This window comes from Stieleria mannarensis (assembly GCF_014154935.1).
Classification (GTDB): Bacteria; Planctomycetota; Planctomycetia; order Pirellulales; family Pirellulaceae; genus Stieleria; species Stieleria mannarensis.
In genome coordinates, this window is record NZ_JACEHH010000088.1 from 1 (window position 1) to 18,749 (window position 18,749).

An 18,749-nucleotide genomic window follows, 5' to 3' on the forward strand; every position below is an offset into this window, starting at 1 on the left:
GTGAATTTTAAGTTGCATGTTGTTTGTATCACTCATCGTTGTCTTCCTCGTCGATTTGAACTTGCCATGCGTCGCGTCCAGACTCGTAGGCTTCCCAAGCCACATAGGGAACGATCAACAGTGCAGCCACCGGATCGGCCCACCACCAACCTTGCCACTGCACCAGACCGACGCCGATCAGCACGACAATGGTTTGGTACTCGCAGATCATCGTGTCAATGGCGTCGTATTTCAGAGTCGCCGAATCGGTCTTCTTGCCGTAGCGATACTTGCCCCATGCCAGCATCGGGTTGACGACCAACGACACCAGCAAGATGCCAATGCCCCACCACGACATCGACGCAGTTTCTTGGCTGATGAACTTGCTGATCGCCTCGTAACAGATGAATAAGACAGCAATCGTAAAGGCACCCGAGAGAACCCCTAACGCGATCTTCTTTCTCTTCCGCTTGTCTCGCTCGTTGATACCTTTGGCTTCGCCGTTCAATTGCCAGATCATGAACGCGGCGGAGTTCGCTTCGACGATGCTATCGACGCCCCAACTGATCAGCGCCGAACTGCCCGTCATGAATCCGGCCGTTAGCGAAATGGTCACTTCGGTGATGTTGTAGATCAGGCTGGCAATTTCGACATTGCGACCCCGGCGTATCAATTTTGCTCGTTCCTCGCTCATCGCACTTCTCTTAGCAGTTGAATGTTCGTCATGGCAAAGTGGTCAGCGGGAATGGCGGGAAGTCGATCAATCGCAATTTGCAAATCCTGTTCCGGGATCTCGTAGCTGCATCGGTTGACGAGCACGTCGGTGGCCGCTTTCATTTGCTCGATCGCGATCCATTCGCCGGGGCAGCGGTGGTTCTGGTAGTGATCGCCGCCGCCTTGAGGTATCAAGGTGAATGGATTCCCGTCCCATTCGCGAAAACGGGATGGTCTGAACGATTCTGGCTGGTTCCAAGGACGTGGATCATGGTTGGTGCCGTATAGGTCCAGCAGCACCTTCCGACCGCTCGGAAAGTGGTAACCGTGCCACTCGAATGATTCTTTCACCTTTGCTCCGGCAAACGGAAAGAATGGATAGTAACGCCGGACCTCCTGCACAAAGCAATGCAAATCATCCGGGGAGCCATCGCGAAGTTGTTCGCGAATCACAGGATGCTCGTTCAAGGCGTGCGCACACTGAACGATGTAAGCCGACACGGCGACCGTTGGACGCAAAATGTTGTTTAGCTCGACCGCAGCGATTTGAGCGTCGAGCAAGTTTCCATCGAGATCGCGATGGTTGGCGACGATGAATGCGGCGGTGTCTTCGAGGGGTTGATAGGTTCCAGCACGAATTTGTTCGATGATTCCACGCAGCCAAGCCTCGTTGCGTTTGCGTGCGATCCTTGCCCACCAATGGTTTGGACCAATACCGCCTGCATAGTCAAAAAGCGCCGCCAGCTCGCTGGTCCTGCGATCCACATCGGCGGGATCGAGCGGCACGCCTGCCCACTGACAAACCGCTTCGGTGAGAACTTCCTGAGCCTGTCGGTAAAGCACGACCTGATCCATGCGTGACCATTGCAGAATTCGACGGTTCCAAATGTCACGAGCAAGCCTCGTCAGTCCGCCAATTTTGTCTTCGGTCAGCAACGACATGAACATCATCTTGCGATGACGATGGGCCTTGCCGTCCATGCCCTGTACCCCGCCGCGTCCGAACAAAGTCTTGGCGATTCGCGGCGGAGCGACACCGACGCGGGTGAAACGCGAGGTGTCGTAAAACGCCTTGGCGGCTTCCTCGCCTCGTATGCAAATGACCTTTTGCAGCAACAGCCGAGTTTCAAATGCGTCGGTGTTGAACTTCTCGCATCGTGACGAAACAAAACGGTACGGATTGCGTGCGAGCGCAAGTGTGCTATCGAGTCTTGTTTCTACAGGCAGCTTGCTCATCGTTGTTTCTCCACGGCTACATGATTTGATAGCGCGTCGAGTAGTTGCTCGTGGGTTTCGCTTCCCACAAGTCTTTGCACCTCGATGCCATCGACGAAAATCAATAGCATCGGATACTTGTCAATGTCATACTTTTGTTGAATGAACGGGTTCTCTTCAATGTTCAATTCGGCCACTTTCACATCTCCGGACAACTCCGATGCAAGTCGCTGTATCGTCGGCTTCATCGCGATGCAGGGCTGGCACCACGGTGCCCACATATCGACCAACACCGGGAGTTCGCTTTCAAGGACTTCAGCTTGAAACGAATCATCCGTCAACTGAATCGGTCCCGCGCTGGTCGGTGACGGAACTACATTCGTTGGCGATGAGTCGCGATCGCATCCGACGGTTAGCAAAACGAGAGCGATCAACGCGGCGGCGATGTGGTGAGTTTGGTGAAATGGCATAGGTGGTTGTTGGCTTCCGACATTCGTTGGCCGACTGCCGCCGATGCGGAAGAAGTCTCCACATCGGCGGCGTATCAATTGAGAGTCGGTGTGAGACTATTGCTTCGGTTTGGACGTGAACGTTCCGCTCGGCCCGACGAGCTTCACTGGTTCCTTACCGGCCTTCTCGATCGCTTCCCAAAGTTTCAACGGCGACGGGGTCGCGTTGCTTTTGGGAACGACGGTCGCGGTCTTGGATTTGACGTCCGTCTTGACGCTTTCGACGCCGGGAACTTCGTTCAACTTGGCCGCCACCTTCTTGGCGCAGTTCTCGCAGGTGAGAACCTTCAAGGTGATGGTGGTTTTGGTCGTCGAAGCACCAGCGGCATTGGCCACTCGGCTTTGGGCGGTCATGCAAACGGCAAAGGCGAACGTCAGGGCAAGGCAGAGGGAGGTGCGGTACATTTTCAGATTCCTTCCAGGTAACAGATTGTGGTTTTCAAAATGGTCAGTCCTTTCGGATGGGGGCTGAGTGTCACATGGCGATCTCCTTTTGAGTTGGGAGTTGGGACGAAAGAGTGACTGGGAGCGAGCGTTTTCAACGGGCTGGTCGAAGCCACCACACCCCCAGCCACTTGGCTCGAGCAAATTACTCGGTCGGTTCGGGCGGTTGGTGACCGGTCTTCGCTTCGTAACGTGCGACAAACTTTTCGGCGCGTTTGGGGCTGCAAATGAAACACTGCGACTCGGGACGCTCGTGCTCGTCGCACCAATCGCCCGCTTCCTTGAACTCGGACACCAGCGTTTTGTCGCATCGGGGACATTCCTCCTCGGGCACGCCGTGTTCGACGCACCACCAACCACCGTGGCTGTGGTCCACGTTTGTGGCCGCGACGGGTTCCGCCACGCCCGGTTCGGTAGCAACGTCGTCGCTATTGCATCCTGCCAGTCCGATCGCCGCTGTTACCAGCAAACCAAACATCAGGCCGCGTCCATTCATCATCCAATTCATCTTGTTCTCCTTCGGCTCAGGGCCGAATTTCTAGGGGGTGACCGTCGTCGGTTCGGACCAACGTTGTGACTCTCGCTCTTGCGAAGCATCAAACTCCAGTCCGGCCTCCGGGTCGGTCGGTTCTTCCGGCTCAAGACAATGACCGTCATCGTCTCCTCCATCGTCATCGTGGCTCTCGGTGGGCATGTTGAAGACCACGTAAAGCACACGAAGTACAAGCAGGCTCATGATCATGGCGCTGCAAACGCCACCGATCACGACCGTCGCCAGCGGTCGTTGCACTTCCGCTCCCATGCCCGTGCTGAAGGCCATCGGCACAAAGCCGAGGCTGGCCACCAACGTGGTCATCAGGATCGGACGCAATCTTGTCATTGCCGCTTCCTCGACGGCTTCATCCAGCGAACGCCCACGCCGTCGCAGTTGTCGGATCGTTGAAACCAGCAGCATGTCATCGAGCACCGCGACGCCGGACAAGGCGATGAAGCCAACAGCGGCCGAAATCGAAAACGGCATGTCGCGAATCCACAACGCCAGCACGCCGCCGATCCATGCGAAGGGAACGCCCGTGAACACACGAAACGAGTCGATCCAGTTGCGGTACGTTGTGTAGAGCAATGCCAAGATCAACAGCAGCGCGATCGGCACGACGATCATCAACCGCGTCTGTGCTCGCTCGAGGTTTTCAAACTGCCCACCCCACTCGATGCGATAGCGACCGGCGGGCAATTGAACCTTGGCATCGACGACTTGCTGTGCCTCGGCGACGAAACTGCCAAGGTCGCGGCCACGCACATTCGCCTCGATCGTGATGCGACGTTGATACCAGTCGCGTTTGATCGTGTTGAAACCTTCCACACGCTCGATCGAGGCCAGACGCGAAAGCGGAATGCGTTGGCCCGACGGCGTCGCGACCAAAATTTCACCGATGGCTTCCGGGTCAGACCTTGCTTCTTCTGGCAATCGAATCACCAACGGAAATCGCAGTTGCCCTTCGTAGACTTCGCCGACATGATTGCTTCCCAAGGAGCGGACGATGTTCATCACCGTGCTGGCGGGGATACCGTAGCGAGCGATCTGATCCTGTTTGACTTGAATTTGCAAAACCGGCTGACCTGATATCTGCTCGATCTTCACGTCCGAAGCCCCGGCAATCGAATTCAATGCCCGTTCAATCTCGATTGCTTTCTCGTTCATCAGATCGAGATCATCGCCGTACAGGATTGCCGCGACGTCCGAGCGAACGCCCGAGATCATCTCGTTCATTCGCATCTCAATCGGTTGCGACAACGCCAAACGCGGCCCCGGCAAATCGCGAAGCTCCCGTTGCACCAGAGTCGTCAGTTCCTCTTGCGTTTCCGCCCGCGTCCATTGCTCGCGGGGATGCAGCGTGATGAACAGGTCGGTAAGTTCAGTCCCCATCGGATCGGTGGCGACTTCGGCGGTCCCGATGCGGCTCCAAACTTGGTTGACTTCGTCAGGGAACTTTTCCAGTAGCACCTGCTCCATCCGCGTGTTGTAACGCATGGATTCTTCAAGCGGCGTGCCCGCCAAACGCACAACATTGAGCGTAATGGCTCCTTCGGAAAGTCGAGGCACGAACTCGCTGCCGAGGTTAGGTGCGACGAGGGTGAAAACGCTGACCAACAACAGCACGGCCGAACCAATCACGAACGCCTTGTGATGCATGGTGAACCGCAGCACCGGGGCGTACAGCCATTTCAGAACGCGGATCAACCAAGGTTCCGTTTCCTTGATGTTTTTGGGCAAAAAGATGCTCGCCAAAACGGGCATCAACGTCAGCGAAAGAATCATCGAACCGGCGAGTGCCATGATGACGGTCAACGCCATCGGCCTAAACAGTTTTCCTTCGATGCCTTCCAGGGTCAGGATCGGCAAATAGACGATCATGATGATCAGTTCGCCAAACATCGTCGGCTTGCGAACTTCAATGGCTGCATCGCGAATAATCTCCAAGCGGCTCTTACCGTCCCGGTTGTGTGCTAAATGCCGCACGCAGTTCTCGATCATCACGACACTGCTATCGACAACCAATCCAAAGTCGATCGCACCGAGACTGAGCAAACTCGCGGCGATGCCAAACTTCAACATTCCCGAGAACGCGAACAGCATCGACAACGGAATCGCCAAAGCCACGATCAACCCGGCTCGCAAATTGCCAAGAAAAATGAACAGGATGGCGATGACCAGCAGGCCGCCCTCAAACAAGTTTTTCTGCACGGTATGGATGACGTGGTCGATCAGTTCCGTCCGATCGTAGACCGTTTGAATCGTTACACCGGCAGGCAGGGTTTCCTTAATCTGTTCGAGCTTTTCCTTCAGTGCCCATGTGACCTCGTCACTGTTCTCGCCCATCAGCATGAAACCGAGACCCAGCACGGCTTCGCCTCGACCGTTGGCCGTGACCGCACCACGACGAATCTCGTGACCGATCTGTACCTCGGCCACGTCGCGAACACGAACCGGCACACCGTCTTTGGCCGTGATGATGACTTCTTCGATTTGTGCAATGTTCACCGTCCGACCAACACCGTGGACCAACAGCATCTCACTGCCATCGGTCACCGTACCGCCGCCGACGTTTTCGTTGTTCTCCTGAATTGCCTCGCTGACTTGCTCGAACGTCAGTCCGTATTTGAGCAGTAGGTCCGGGTCGATCCGCACCTGATACTGTTTTTCATATCCGCCCCAACTGTTGACCTCCGCCACACCACGCACCGAACGAAGCTGCGGCTTGATGACCCAGTCATGAATGGTGCGAAGTTCGGTCAGTTGCTTGACGCGTTGCTCGCGCGACACCTGCGAAAGATCAACGCCTTCGTTGACCACGACGTAGTGAAAGACCTCGCCCAAGCCCGTGGAGACCGGTCCCATTTGGGGCCGCCCGATTCCGTCGGGCAATTCCACCGTCGAAAGCCTTTCGTTGATCAATTGCCGAGCGAAGTAGATGTCGATGCCATCATCAAAGATGACCACGACTTGCGACAAACCGAACTTGGAAATCGACCGCAGTTCGTGCAGTCCCGGCAAACCGCTAATGGCTTGCTCGACGGGAAAGGTGATTTGGCGTTCAATCTCTTCGGAGGCCAGTGACGGCGCAACCGTGTTGATTTGAATCTGTACCGGAGTCGTATCGGGAAATGCGTCAATGTCGAGTTGTTGCAGCGAGAAACCGCCGACAACCGCAAACAACAACGCCGCCACAATCACCAACCCGCGGTGCTTGAGCGAAAAATCAATCAGCCAATTAAGCATCCGTGCTCTCCTTTATTCAGCGACGCAGTCGCAGCCTGCACCAAGATTGTTTTTCAGTAACTGCGCCTTTAGCACGTCGCTACCAGCGGTCGCGATGACCTCGCCGGGCAGGACACCGGAGATGACTTCCGTGACGTCGCCGTTTTGGGCACCCAATCGAACCGAGCGGACGTGGAACAGCTTGTAGCTGTCGGGGCCGGAGAAATAATCCTTGTCGCGAACAAAGACGACTTGGCAACAGCCTTCCCAATGTGACGCTCCGGTCGGAATGACAATCGCATCGGCTTCCTCACGCAGGATGATCTCTCCCATGCCGAATGTTTCGTTGCGAAGCCGCCCGCCATCATTGGCCAGCACCGCCCGCACCTCCAACATGCGAGTGTCTTGATCGGCCGACGTGTCGATCCAGTCCAGCACGCCTTCGACGTCCTGACGACTGCCATCGGGCGTGAATCGGATGCGTTGTCCGATTGCGATTTGGTTCATGTTTTCCAGCGGCACGCTTAGTTGCAGCCACATCTGGCGAGTGTCACCGATTTGAAACAGCATCCGCGACGGATCGACCACCTCACTCGGCGTCACTGTTCGCTCGATTACGATTCCATCCATCGGCGACGCGATCGGCAGCAAGTTGGCAGTGGCACTTTGTGCATCGAGTTGCGAGCGGATTGACGAAGGAATGCCGATAAACCGCAGTTCGTCGAGCACCCATTGTTCGTCCATTCCCCGAAGCCGTTTGACGTCAACCGGCAACCCCAGATTTCGCAACGATTGCTCCGCACTCAAGACATCCGCTCGTGCCTTTGCCAATGCCGCCTCGGCATCCAGAACTCTCGCCCCCGCAATCGCGCTTCGTGCCGCCGTCAAACGCGACACGTTCTGTTGTTGCAAATTTTCTTCGGCAAGCGAACGAAGCAGCGACGTTTTTAATTCGCCGACCCCGACGGCATCGACGACCGCCAGCACCTCGCCTTCGGAAACCTTGTCCCCCACGTTCTTGAAAACTCTCCAAACGCTGCCCGGCACGCGAGAGGCCAGTTTGGCTTGCCGCGTCGGGTCGTAGACAATCTCACCATTGCCGACGATCGACTCCACGATCGGATGCCGCTCAACAAGTTCGACATCAACGCCCGCCTGCATCACAGCTTCAATCGACGCGAACTGAATCCGCGTTTGGTAGAGGTTGCAACCACTGTTGTTTTCCTTGCGCGGGGCAATCGCCAACGCACGGGCCGCACGCTGCAAGTCCGCCGCAAGCTCGCCCCGCGATGGCGGCTGCTTGAGCTGCGCGACATCGGGATGATCCAGCACGCAGTTGTGAACGCCATGATCCGAACACCAACCGTAGTCTGGTCCTTTTGCCATCAACGTCGGATCGCACTCGACGCAAATGGACTCCGGCACCGCGTGTTCTTCACACCAATCATCGACAACCGGTTCGACTTCGCCGGTTAACGCGGCGAATTTGGGAATCCGCCAATCGTTGTGATGCCCATACCAAAACACGGCAGCGAAACCGGCCAGAACCAGCGTCGGTCCGATACTACCGAGCACGAACGAGATACCGCGGCGAACGGGACCGCGAGGTTTCGATTTCCCGTCCTGAGTAATTTCAGTTTTGGCGTCTGGAACCTTGTGTCCGTTGACGGACGGCTTCACGGGTTCTTGCCGAGGACTTTTTCTCGGCGCATGGGGAATCGGATGACTCATTGGAAAACCTTGCTGGCTGAAGACGGTGCAAGCAGCGCACGCAACAACCGCGAGCGCATACAACGACTAAAATCGCAGCCAACCAGAAGGGAGAACCCAAGCGCGAAAATCCGTAGCCGGAATTACAAACCGAGTTCGCCGGTCAGCAGACGAAGAGACCTAGTCGCGGCTTAGAGCAGCCAAGAAGAGTGCGCGACGCGCACCGAGCGACCCGTCAAAAGATCGAATGGATGAGGCTGATGCTCGAATCGAGAAACCAAGACCTCGGAGAGATCAAGCGTCTCCCATTTCAGCGGAGCGAGATCCAAGGCGAGCTGAAAATCAGCCATCGTCCGATGGTTCAGCTCAGGCGTGACCTGACACTCGCATCCCGTTTCGCAAGGGCAAGGCGGATCGGCTGGTGGAACGCCATCATCATCGCAAGGCGAGTTCTGTTCACCAGAACAGCCGCAAGAATGATGCTCAACTGCCACATCGCTCACAAAACGATCATCAGACCCACCCAGGCAAAACACCGGGCACGCGACAACTCGCAATGCGATAAACGATAGTAAAAGCAGCCGAAACATCGTGTCAGTTGGTTCTTCCTAATAGGTAGGCCATCAAAAAGATTGTAGGCTACAACTAGCCTTGCGACCAGTCCAGTTTATCGGCAAATGCTTGCCGCGTTGTTCTGTCATTCTTGCATGGCCAGCCGCAAATTAAGCAATTCGCATACCAACACGCCCACTTGGGAGTCTGATTAACCCAGCTTCCCTCAAGCGTCCTTCGCAAAGCGTTCGTCTCGGATACCCAGCCGCAACTTCCACTCCATCGCACTGCAATACAAAACCGGCACGATGAACATCGTGATGATTGCGATGACCATGCCGCCGAAACTGGGGATCGCCATCGGCACCATGATGTCGCTGCCACGGCCGGTCGATGTCAGGATTGGAATCAAAGCCAGAATTGTCGTCGCCGTGGTCATTAAACACGGTCGAACGCGCCTCATGCCGGCGGTCACGGTGGCTTCGCGGGCGTGCTGGGCGTTCTCGATGCGATCCTTGCGGAAGCTTTCGTCAAGGTACGATGCGATCACGACGCCATCGTCGCTGGCGATACCAAACAGGGCTAGGAATCCGACCCAAACGGCAACACTTAGGTTGATCGTTTTGACTTGGAACAGCTCACGCATGTTGGTGCCGAGTAAGCTGAAATCGAGGAACCATTCGGTCCCGTACAACCACAACATGATGAAACCGCCGGCCCACGCGATCAGGATGCCACTGAAGACTAGCGATGTTGTGATGGCTGATTTGAATTGCAGGTACAGAATCAAGAAGATGATCCCGAGTGCGAGTGGCAACACGATTGCCAGCGTTTTTTGCGATCGGATTTGGTTTTCGTAGTTGCCCGCGAACGTGTAGGTGACTCCGGCGGGCAGCGTGAACTCGCCCGAGTCAATCTTCGATTGCAAAAATGCCTGAGCATCCTCGACGACGTCGACTTCTGCTTCGCCGGCCTTCTTGTCGAACAGCACGTAGCCCAGCAAGAACGTGTCTTCGCTCTTGATGACCTGCGGGCCGCGCGTGTAACGAATGTCGGCGAGTTGTCCGAGCGGAATCTGCGATCCCATCGGCGTTGGGACCAGAATCCGTTCGAGCGATTCGAGATCGTCCCGCAGTTCGCGGGCGTAACGAACTCGCACTGGGAAACGCTCACGGCCTTCGACTGTCTTCGTAATCTGCCGGCCGCCAATCGCAACCTCGATCACGTCCTGCACGCTGCGAATGTGCAGTCCGTATCTCTTGATCGCATCGCGGTCGATGTCGATCTCCAAGTACGGCTTACCGACGATGCGGTCAGCGATGACGGCTGACGATTGGACCGTTGGAATTTGCTTCAACAGCGATTCCAATTCCAAGGCAACCCGCTCGATCGTTTCCAGGTCCGGGCCTTTCACCTTCATCCCCATCGGCGCACGCATGCCGCTCTGCAGCATCACGATCCGAGCCGCGATCGGTTGCAATTTAGGGGCGGACGTCGTGCCTGGAATCTGGGCCGCCGTCGTGATCGCTTGCCAAACGTCGTCAGGCGTGCGAATTTCGTCGCGCCATTGTCGGAACGGACGACCGGTGGGATCAAGGATCAGCTCACCGTCGTCGTCGCGGACATACTCGTTTGCTTCCGTGTCATATCGGAAGTTCAGCCGGTGACCGTCTTCGTCGGTTTTGTATTCCGACTTGTAGGTGATGTAGGTTTCGATCATCGACACGGGTGCCGGATCGAGCGGCGTGTCGGCGCGACCGATCTTGCCGACGACCGATTCGACTTCGGGGATCGACACGAGCAATTGGTTCTGCAACTGCAACACGTCCATCGCTTCACCGATCGAAGCGTGAGGCATCGTGGTGGGCATGTAGAGGAACGAACCTTCATCGAGCGGCGGCATGAATTCTTTGCCGAGTCCCGGTAGCACGCCGGTTGCTGTTCTCCAAGGACCGGACTCCCGAACAGTCGAATCAGAAACGCCAACCATCGAGAGCGTCTTGGGGACGAAACCGAAGACCTTGTCGAAACCCAACCAAGCCGATCCACCGAACAACAGGATCGCAGTTGGCAAGCAGAGAAACGCGAGCTTGTGATTCAGGCACCAACGCAGGATCGGTTCGTACAGGAATCGTTGAAAGACGGTAAAGAATCCGAGGATGCCACCAATCAATCCGCCAACGAACAGGAGATTCAGTAGCAAACCTTTCTGCGGCCCCAGCGGCAACCATTCCTGAGTCAGCAGAATACCGACGACTATCGCCGCGAGTGCACTGGCCGCGTACGGTCCGGAACGGTGGTAACGCTCAGGAATCCGTTCTTCGTACAGTTTGTATGCGGACAGCACGATCAAGATTGCACCGACCCACCACGTCAACATCATCGACGCCGCAATTCCGAGAATCAGTAACGCGAACCAAGCCCCACGACGCAAACTCTTTGACTCAATGCGCCCGCCCATCAACACGTGGGCGGCTGGCGGAATGATTGTCAGCGCCACAATGACGGATGCCGCGAGTGCAAACGTCTTGGTGAATGCGAGCGGACGAAACAGCTTTCCTTCCGCACCGATCATCGTGAATACTGGCAGAAAACTGACCACGGTCGTTGTCACGGCGGTCAGCACCGCACCGGCGACTTCGTGAGCCGCTTTGAAGATCACCGTCATTTTGTCGTCTTCGGGCGCAGCTTCATCCAGGTATTTGAGAATGTTCTCGGTGAGAATAATCCCCATATCGACCATCGTCCCGATCGCAATCGCGATGCCGGACAACGCCACGATGTTTGCGTCCACGCCAAACGTCTTCATGGCGATGAAGCACATCAAAACGGCCAGCGGTAGTAGCGCACTAATAAGAAATGAGCTGCGTAGGTGGACGACCATCACCAGGATCACGATGATTGTCACGAGGATTTCTTCAAACAGCGCTGTGTTCAACGTGCCCAGCGTCTCGTAGATCAACCCCGTGCGATCGTAGAAGGGCACGACCGCGACTTGACTGGTCGTAATCCATGTCGGCCACTGTTCTTGGGGCATGCCACGAAGATGCTTGACCCAGGCATCGCTACTGGCCGTCGCTCCCGTGATCGTTTCCAGGTCATGCCGGTCGGCGTAGAGATCAACTTCATCGGCCGACGTCTTTGTGTAATCGACAAGCACCTTCGTCGGCAGGCCCGGCGAAACTTCCTTGATACGCTGTTTGATGTTCTTGATCGCTGCCAGCGGGTTGTATCCGTAGCGTACCACCGCGACTCCGCCGACGGCTTCCGCACCGGCCTTGTCGAGCGCACCACGCCGTAATGCCGGTCCAAGCGACACGTTGGCTACGTCGGCCACCGTGATCGGCACGTTGTCCGTCACTTTTACGACCGTCTTCTCGATGTCTTCGATATCCTCGATGAAGCCGAGACCGCGGATGACGTATTCCGCCTTGTTCAGTTCGATCGTCCGAGCACCGACATCAACGTTCGTCATGCGGATCGACTCGAACACCTTCGCAAGCGTCACTCCAGCGGCCCGCATCGCATCGGGATCAACGTCGATTTGGTATTCCTGAACGAATCCGCCGATCGACGCGACTTCACTGATCCCTTCCGCTGAAGTCAAAGAGTAGCGAACGTAGTAGTCCTGAATCGTTCGCAGCTCTCGCAAGTCCCAACCACCCGTCGGCTTGCCATCAGGATCACGGCCTTCGAGTGTGTAGAGATAAATCTGTCCAAGTGCCGTCGCGTCCGGTCCGAGAGTCGGTTGCACGCCATCGGGCAAGGTACCGGCGGGCAAGCTGTTCAGCTTTTCCAGCACTCGCGTTCGCGACCAATAGAAGTCCGCGTCTTCGCCGAAGATGATGTAGATCGACGAGAACCCGAACATCGAGTAGCTGCGGATCGTCTTGACTTCGGGAATGCCCAACAGTGCGACCGTCAACGGATAACCGATCTGGTCCTCGACGTCCTGTGGGCTGCGACCCATCCACTGCGTGAACACAATTTGTTGGTTCTCGCCAATGTCGGGAATCGCGTCGACCGGCACGGGATCGCGAGGCAACACGCCGGTGTCCCAGTCAAACGGCGCGACCATGACGCCCCAGCCTAGCGTGGCAATGACCAGCAACAACACAACGAGCTTATTGGTCAAGCAGAACCAGATCAGCCGGCCGAGCAGACTCCGCTTCGCTTCGTCTAGTTGAGAGTCGGGAGTTGAGAGTTGAGAGTTAGGCATACCTAGACGCCCAGACTACGTTTCAGGCCGCTAATCATTCGTGCGATTTCTTCGCAATCCTGATACAGCTTCCGTGCATCTTCTTTCGGAATGAACTCTTGCCGTTGAGCGATATGAAGTTGCGACACGACCTCCATGACAGATCCGTAGGCAATCTGAAGAAACCGAGCAAAATCCTTTTTTGATTCGCGACCACTACCCTCGGCGATATTCGATGAGATTGACACAGCAGCTCGTCGCATTTGATTTGCCAAACCAAACTTCTCGTAGTCGGGGAACTCGCGCGTCAGTCGATAGACTTCATCAGCCAAATCAACGGACTTCTGCCAAACATCGAGCTTTTCAAAACCAAACATAGACGTTTACTTGCTCTCCTCGCTCTCAACTCTCGACCCTAAACTCTCAACTCGATCCGCACACTTCAGCATCGACGGGCCGTAGTACGGATTGCGAACTGCATCGTCAGACTGAATCCACGATGCACCACGTCCCTCAAACGCCATCGGGCAATGCAGTTCGTAAAGAGCCGCGTCGGTGGGAAGGCCGAACATCCGCTCCAGGCTCAGCATCTGCTCAGACAGCAACGCGAATCCGCTCCGCAAGGCGGCGAGGTCGCTTGCTTTCTGCATTCTTGCGACGATCTCGGACAAGTCGCGTTTCTCTTTGTTCCACATTTCGACCGCTTTGGACTCAGAGACGATCGGCAGCAATGAAGCCAATCGCTGATGCAACGGCTCGACGGCTTGCTTCGCACCCTCCAGATCGTCGGCCGCGAGCGCCTTACCAAGTCCCAAATAAGGACCGACAAAGCCGTCTAATTGCTGGGTCACTTCTGGCGGAGCATCCATGTTCGCCATCGCTGGCATCTGCATTTCATCGTGAGACATCGGCAACGGGAATTGCGTCTTCATTTGATCGACGTGCTGGCGAGTCAACGCGAACACCCGATCGGCTTCACGCATGGAATTGGTCTCACGGCCTTCGGTGACGTCGTTCCGCAATAACATCGCAATCTCGAACCATTGCGGTCGCATGTCGGGGCCGATCAAGTCTGCTGGCAACGCCTCGACCGCTTTACCCAGTTCGTCGTAGCCGGCACGAATCTCTGCGAGGTTCGCTGCTTCGACCTTTTCTTGAATCGTTTTGTATTGCTCAACAATGCCTTGCATCGCATCACGTACCGCTGGCACCAACTCCATCGGACTCGCGTTCATCGTGACACCTTCGTCTGCCTTTGGCATTTCCATACCGCCGTGGTTGTGTCCACCGCCGCCGCCACCTTGAGGTGTCATCATCGAGGGCTTCGCAGAAATCTGCAGCGCACTGTCGAGCTTGAAGTTTCCGTTGGTCACAACGAGGTCGCCTTCGTTGAGACCGGACTTCACCAGATAGAATTCACCTGCTCGCGGACCGATCACAATCTCCCGACCTTCATAAGTCGGCTTGTCTGCGTCGGGAATCTGAACGTAGACGATCGCTCGTGTGCCGGTTAGCAACACCGCTGACGTCGGTACGATCAACGGCTTCGCAGCATCGGTCGGTTCCGCAGTGACATAGCCCAATGATTCGGCCCGTACCAATGGCATCCCGCAAATGTCGCAGTCGCCCGGTTGATCTTTCACGATCTCGGGATGCATCGGGCTGATCCACTTTCCAGCTAACGACGCATCAAGCACTCGGCCGCCCGCCGCGACGTTGCTCTTCACGATCGCCCGCACGAACATCTCCGGCTTCAGTCGGCCGTCATCGTTGCTGACGTTCACGCGAACCTTCACTGTTCGCGTATCTTCGTTCAACACCGGGTCGATGAACGCGATGCGTCCGTGAAAAACCTCGCCCGGATAAGCTTCGGTCGTGAACTCGACGTCTTGCCCGTATCGCAACCAAGCTAGGTCCGATTCGTAAGCATCCATTTGAACCCACAAGTGGTTCAAATCAGCGACAGTGTAGATGCGGTCGCCGGTCTGTACGCGATCACCTTCTTGTTTCAACTTGCCGACGACCACGCCGCCGACCGGCGAATAGATCGTTACGGTTTCGGATGACTTACCACGTTGCTCGATTGTCTGAATCTGTTCTGGCGTCAGTCCCAGCAACCGCAATTTCTCGCGAGCGGATTCGGCAAGATCGAGTGGTTCGATGAAACGCGATGAGCTTTGCGGCCGGTCCCGCCGAGTGGCGGCAAGCAACTCTTCCTGTGCGGTGTAGAGTGCCTCGCTGTAGATTTGCACCATGTGGTCGCCCTTGTTGACTTCGACGCCCGTATAGTCAACGAACATGCGTTCGAGCCTGCCGGGAACCCAAGCCGTGATGTGGGCAAGTCGTGTTTCGTCGTACTCGATCTTGCCCACCATCCGAACATCGGCCGTCACGTATTGCCGACGCACGGGGCTGACCTGAACGTTCATTAGGCTCTTGATCTCAGAGCTGATCGAAACGGTGCGAACACCGTCGGCCGATTCTCTGACCGGAACCAAGTCCATCCCGCAGATCGGACAACTGCCCGGACCATCGCGACGGATTTGCGGATGCATCGAACAAGTCCAAATCGACGGTTTCCCTTGCATGGCCTCCGAATTCGACGTACCGGAATTCGAGGACACATTCGGCTCATCCGAGCCGCCGCCAAACCAAGAAGCGACGAAGACACCGAGCAGCACAAACGCCACCGCTTGTGCAATCCAGAGTTTCCCGCGGTGTTGTTTGAAGAATTCGTTCATGAGTTCGCTTTAGGATTTGTCTAACCAGGTCACCAGCTTCGCCACTTCATCTTGGTCGCGAACACCGACGGCGGTGACGCTTCGAGTGCCTTGCTTCCAAGTTGCCGCGATGCTGGAATCGAGATCGACGAGGCAGCAATCTTTGTCGCCGCACGTTGCCATGCTTTGGCGGCGATCGCCAAACCAAGCCGTCTCTTCGTCGTCGTGTTCAAATAGAACCAACGTCGAACCGTCGTTGCGTTTGCAAACCGCCTTTACGCACGTGCAACAAGGCATTTTCAAGACGCTGGTTGATGCCAACGAATATCCCTCGGGCAATCCGCCCGAGACGATCGGTCGATAGCCGACCAACTTAACTGCTCCGTCCGCGTCGACTTTCTCACCGTCGTACTTGGTAAGCAGCATTCGTTCCGCTGCGTCTGGATCGCTGGGCAGCTTCTTCAAGTATTCGTCCATCACGCCAGCGAACTCGACCATGTGTTCGGCTGACATCTCACCATCAGGCGAATGTCCATCGGTGCCGTGCGTCGCCATCGCACCACTGCTGGCCATGTTGTGATTGTTGCCGCCGCCGTACCACAGACCTGCACCCAATAGAACCAAAACGGACGCGGCCATCGACACCAGCCCCGCGCCATACGGCGACTCGCGAATCCAAACGCTAAACCGTCGCGACAGTGTCACCGGCTCAACGGCCGTCGGCAATTCACGCTCAATTCGCTGCCACAGACTAGACGGCTTTGCTGGGATGGGCGTTTGAGCGAAATTCGACCCGATTGACCTGAACGAACTCAGCTCTGCCGCACACGATTCGCATGACTCAACGTGTTTCGCCACCGTTGCCGCTCGTCCAGCCGCAAGCTCGCCGTCGTGATAAGCCGACAGGTCTGGCTGCACAGTTTTGCAATCGTTGGTTGACATAACCCACTCATTCTCTGGGAGACGCTTCTGCTGATGTGTTTTTGATGCCCGAAGTACGTGTTTATTCACGCATTTCAGTGAATTTGCAGAATTCTTTCCGCACGGCGTGAAGAAAGCGACCGCCCAAGTATCCAAATGCACGTCAATCGAAAAATTCGCCCTCCTCATCCGCGAAGGCAAAACCCCATGCGACTCACGAAATTCATCCCGTTTCTACTCGGCGGGCTGCTCATTCTCGGCATTTACGGCTGCAGCTCCCCGGAACCCGATCCTGTGACGCCACCGGCGACTCCCGCCAGCGACACGGCCGAGGATCACGCAGACCATGACCATGGCGACCACGCCGATCACGATCATGGCGACCACGCCACCGCCGATTCCGATTCGCCGATGGCCAAGATGATGCCCGGTTTGAAAGAACTTTCGCCGGAAGACTACAAGTCCGCCATGGCTCAGCACATGTGCCCCGTCAGCGGCGAGATGCTCGGAACGATGGGAGCCCCTGAAAAGGTCGATGTGAACGGCAAGTCAGTGTGGATTTGCTGCGACGGCTGCAAAGACAAACTGCTCGCCGATCCCGAGAAGTACCTCGCCAAGTTGAAGTGAGCATGTTGATGGCGGCAACAGAGTTTGTGAAACGTGCCTTCACCAAAGGCCCATCTAATTCGCTGCAAAGTGTCTTGAGCGTGGTCGACGACTACGTTTTCGATCGTCGACACCAACTCGACACACGATCCGAAGTCGCGATCAACGACTTAGACATCAGCGACGAAGATAAACAGCACGCCGACAAGTACAAGCCGACGCGTGCTCGATACTTTCGCAAGATCATGGCCAAGCTCGATCTGCCTCGCGAAGGCGTCTTTGTCGACGTCGGCTGCGGCAAGGGTCGGATTTTACTTCTCGCCGCTGAACACGGCTTCGACCAAGTCGTCGGCTTGGAAATCTCGCCCTCATTGTGCGAGATCGCCGAGCGTAACGTCGCGATCTTCCGAGAAAACACGCCCACCGCAAGCTCGATCGAAGTCGTCTGCACCAACATCCTCGACTATCAGATGGACGGCAGCGAAACCGTCTTCTTTTTGTATTCGCCTTTCGACCAACCGGTCACCAAGACTTTTCTGAAAATGATCCGGCAGTCACTCAACGATCATCCACGGGATTTATGGCTGATCATCGACGAGTTTCGTTTCCCCGAGTTGCTGGAGGACGACGAACTCTTAAAGCAATCGCTTGTTTACGAATACGGATCAGCCATCTTCCACGTCTATCACCACCTCAGCTAATTTCTAACGGAGCATCCCCATGAGACATCTATTTACTGCCGCGATAGCAGTCGCCACGCTACTGACGATTTCGTCTTTCGCAACCGCCCAAGACGCCGCCGCACCACACGACCACGCGGCACACGACCACGCTGGCCACAGCCACGCCACTAAGGCAACTGGCCCACACAGTGGCACTGTGCAAACCGTTGGCGACCGCCGAGTCGAAACGGTGATTGCCGACAAAGGCATCATGTTCATGATTCTTGGCAAGAACGATCAACCCATCGCCCCGCCCGACGCGACCGGTACACTGAAACTTCGAGTCGGCGACAGCGAGAAGGAATACACCTACCAACTCAAAACGCTCAAGAATCTCGCGATTGGAGTCGGCGTCGACCTTTCCAAAGTCGTCGACCAACCGTTGCACATGAACGTCGAGATCACCAGCATCGGAAGCCAGCCACTGGTATTCCACGCGATGGGCAAACTCGCCAGCGGTAAGCTCTCTGATGAACTCCTCATCAGCCTCCAAGCCACATGCCCCGTCAGCGGCCAACCGCTCGGCAGCATGGGAAAGCCACCCAAGATCACAATCGGTGACAAGTCACTCTTCGTCTGCTGTGCGGGCTGTACCAAGAAAGTCGAAGCCTCACCCGACCAGTACCTCACCAAGTACTACACCGCCAAAGGGGAACAAGTCCGCGAGGGCGTTTTCAAATCGACGCTTGCCGATGCTGC

Annotated in this window: 15 protein-coding genes and 1 pseudogene; 3 read left to right on the forward strand and 13 right to left on the reverse strand. The window is 56.2% G+C overall.

Features of this window, described 5'->3' with window-relative positions; genetic code table 11:
• Positions 1–28: 28 nt before the first annotated feature.
• From H1B37_RS31635 to H1B37_RS34675, 13 genes and pseudogenes are all read right to left on the reverse strand, one after another.
• Positions 29–673 (reverse strand): cation diffusion facilitator family transporter, encoded by a 645-nt coding sequence (locus H1B37_RS31635; RefSeq protein ID WP_174820141.1) that lies wholly within the window; start codon positions 671–673, stop codon positions 29–31.
• Positions 670–1,701, reverse strand: a complete 1,032-nt coding sequence (locus H1B37_RS31640) for a cytochrome P450 (protein WP_286178441.1) — start codon at positions 1,699–1,701, stop codon at positions 670–672. The genes H1B37_RS31635 and H1B37_RS31640 overlap by 4 nt, the downstream gene beginning before the upstream one ends.
• Positions 1,702–1,925: 224 nt before the next feature.
• A complete protein-coding gene (locus H1B37_RS31645) occupies positions 1,926–2,249 on the reverse strand; it encodes a thioredoxin family protein (RefSeq protein WP_196784631.1) in 324 nt (107 codons plus the stop codon).
• Between the two features lie 225 nt (positions 2,250–2,474).
• Positions 2,475–2,822 carry a heavy-metal-associated domain-containing protein gene (locus H1B37_RS31650; protein ID WP_196784632.1) on the reverse strand — a complete coding sequence of 116 codons (348 nt, stop codon included), beginning with the start codon at positions 2,820–2,822 and terminating at the stop codon, positions 2,475–2,477.
• 184 nt (positions 2,823–3,006) lie between these two features.
• Positions 3,007–3,369: an RND transporter gene (locus H1B37_RS31655; protein WP_145295156.1), complete on the reverse strand. Its 363-nt coding sequence runs from the start codon at positions 3,367–3,369 to the stop codon at positions 3,007–3,009.
• A gap of 30 nt (positions 3,370–3,399) precedes the next feature.
• Positions 3,400–6,642 carry an efflux RND transporter permease subunit gene (locus H1B37_RS31660; RefSeq protein WP_182871287.1) on the reverse strand — a complete coding sequence of 1,081 codons (3,243 nt, stop codon included), beginning with the start codon at positions 6,640–6,642 and terminating at the stop codon, positions 3,400–3,402.
• Positions 6,643–6,654: 12 nt separating this feature from the next.
• Positions 6,655–8,352 carry an efflux RND transporter periplasmic adaptor subunit gene (locus tag H1B37_RS31665; RefSeq protein ID WP_182871288.1) on the reverse strand — a complete coding sequence of 566 codons (1,698 nt, stop codon included), beginning with the start codon at positions 8,350–8,352 and terminating at the stop codon, positions 6,655–6,657.
• A 170-nt stretch (positions 8,353–8,522) separates the two neighbouring features.
• Complete coding sequence (locus H1B37_RS33500; protein WP_220498476.1) at positions 8,523–8,921, reverse strand: hypothetical protein; 399 nt, start codon at positions 8,919–8,921, stop codon at positions 8,523–8,525.
• 188 nt (positions 8,922–9,109) lie between these two features.
• Positions 9,110–13,102, reverse strand: coding sequence for an efflux RND transporter permease subunit (locus H1B37_RS31675; RefSeq protein WP_182871289.1), 3,993 nt, complete (start codon positions 13,100–13,102; stop codon positions 9,110–9,112).
• A gap of 2 nt (positions 13,103–13,104) precedes the next feature.
• Positions 13,105–13,458, reverse strand: coding sequence for a four helix bundle protein (locus H1B37_RS31680; protein WP_146578128.1), 354 nt, complete (start codon positions 13,456–13,458; stop codon positions 13,105–13,107).
• Positions 13,459–13,464: 6 nt separating this feature from the next.
• Complete coding sequence (locus H1B37_RS31685) at positions 13,465–15,822, reverse strand: heavy metal-binding domain-containing protein (protein WP_182871290.1); 2,358 nt, start codon at positions 15,820–15,822, stop codon at positions 13,465–13,467.
• 9 nt (positions 15,823–15,831) lie between these two features.
• Entirely contained in the window at positions 15,832–16,527 is a 696-nt protein-coding gene (locus tag H1B37_RS31690; RefSeq protein ID WP_286178445.1) for a hypothetical protein, read from the reverse strand.
• Positions 16,528–16,635: 108 nt separating this feature from the next.
• A pseudogene (locus tag H1B37_RS34675) lies at positions 16,636–16,911 on the reverse strand (anti-sigma factor family protein); the annotation flags it as partial.
• A gap of 18 nt (positions 16,912–16,929) precedes the next feature.
• Between H1B37_RS34675 and H1B37_RS31695 the strand changes: the two are divergent.
• From H1B37_RS31695 to H1B37_RS31705, 3 genes are all read left to right on the forward strand, one after another.
• Positions 16,930–17,349, forward strand: coding sequence for a hypothetical protein (locus tag H1B37_RS31695; RefSeq protein WP_182871292.1), 420 nt, complete (start codon positions 16,930–16,932; stop codon positions 17,347–17,349).
• Between the two features lie 2 nt (positions 17,350–17,351).
• Positions 17,352–18,029 (forward strand): class I SAM-dependent methyltransferase, encoded by a 678-nt coding sequence (locus H1B37_RS31700; protein ID WP_220498474.1) that lies wholly within the window; start codon positions 17,352–17,354, stop codon positions 18,027–18,029.
• Between the two features lie 19 nt (positions 18,030–18,048).
• Positions 18,049–18,749, forward strand: a 701-nt coding sequence (locus H1B37_RS31705; protein WP_220498475.1) for a hypothetical protein, incomplete at its 3' end; no start/stop codon positions are given.

What these genes read in the sequence shown, in the direction of transcription:
- H1B37_RS31635 (WP_174820141.1), bottom strand. Translation starts at nt 673, where the DNA reads ATGAGCGAGGAACGAGCAAAATTGATACGCCGGGGTCGCAATGTCGAA.
- H1B37_RS31650 (WP_196784632.1), bottom strand. Translation starts at nt 2,822, where the DNA reads ATGTACCGCACCTCCCTCTGCCTTGCCCTGACGTTCGCCTTTGCCGTT.
- H1B37_RS31655 (WP_145295156.1), bottom strand. Translation starts at nt 3,369, where the DNA reads ATGAATTGGATGATGAATGGACGCGGCCTGATGTTTGGTTTGCTGGTA.
- H1B37_RS31660 (WP_182871287.1), bottom strand. Translation starts at nt 6,642, where the DNA reads ATGCTTAATTGGCTGATTGATTTTTCGCTCAAGCACCGCGGGTTGGTG.
- H1B37_RS31665 (WP_182871288.1), bottom strand. Translation starts at nt 8,352, where the DNA reads ATGAGTCATCCGATTCCCCATGCGCCGAGAAAAAGTCCTCGGCAAGAA.
- H1B37_RS33500 (WP_220498476.1), bottom strand. Translation starts at nt 8,921, where the DNA reads ATGTTTCGGCTGCTTTTACTATCGTTTATCGCATTGCGAGTTGTCGCG.
- H1B37_RS31675 (WP_182871289.1), bottom strand. Translation starts at nt 13,102, where the DNA reads ATGCCTAACTCTCAACTCTCAACTCCCGACTCTCAACTAGACGAAGCG.
- H1B37_RS31680 (WP_146578128.1), bottom strand. Translation starts at nt 13,458, where the DNA reads ATGTTTGGTTTTGAAAAGCTCGATGTTTGGCAGAAGTCCGTTGATTTG.
- H1B37_RS31685 (WP_182871290.1), bottom strand. Translation starts at nt 15,822, where the DNA reads ATGAACGAATTCTTCAAACAACACCGCGGGAAACTCTGGATTGCACAA.
- H1B37_RS31695 (WP_182871292.1), top strand. Translation starts at nt 16,930, where the DNA reads ATGCGACTCACGAAATTCATCCCGTTTCTACTCGGCGGGCTGCTCATT.
- H1B37_RS31700 (WP_220498474.1), top strand. Translation starts at nt 17,352, where the DNA reads ATGTTGATGGCGGCAACAGAGTTTGTGAAACGTGCCTTCACCAAAGGC.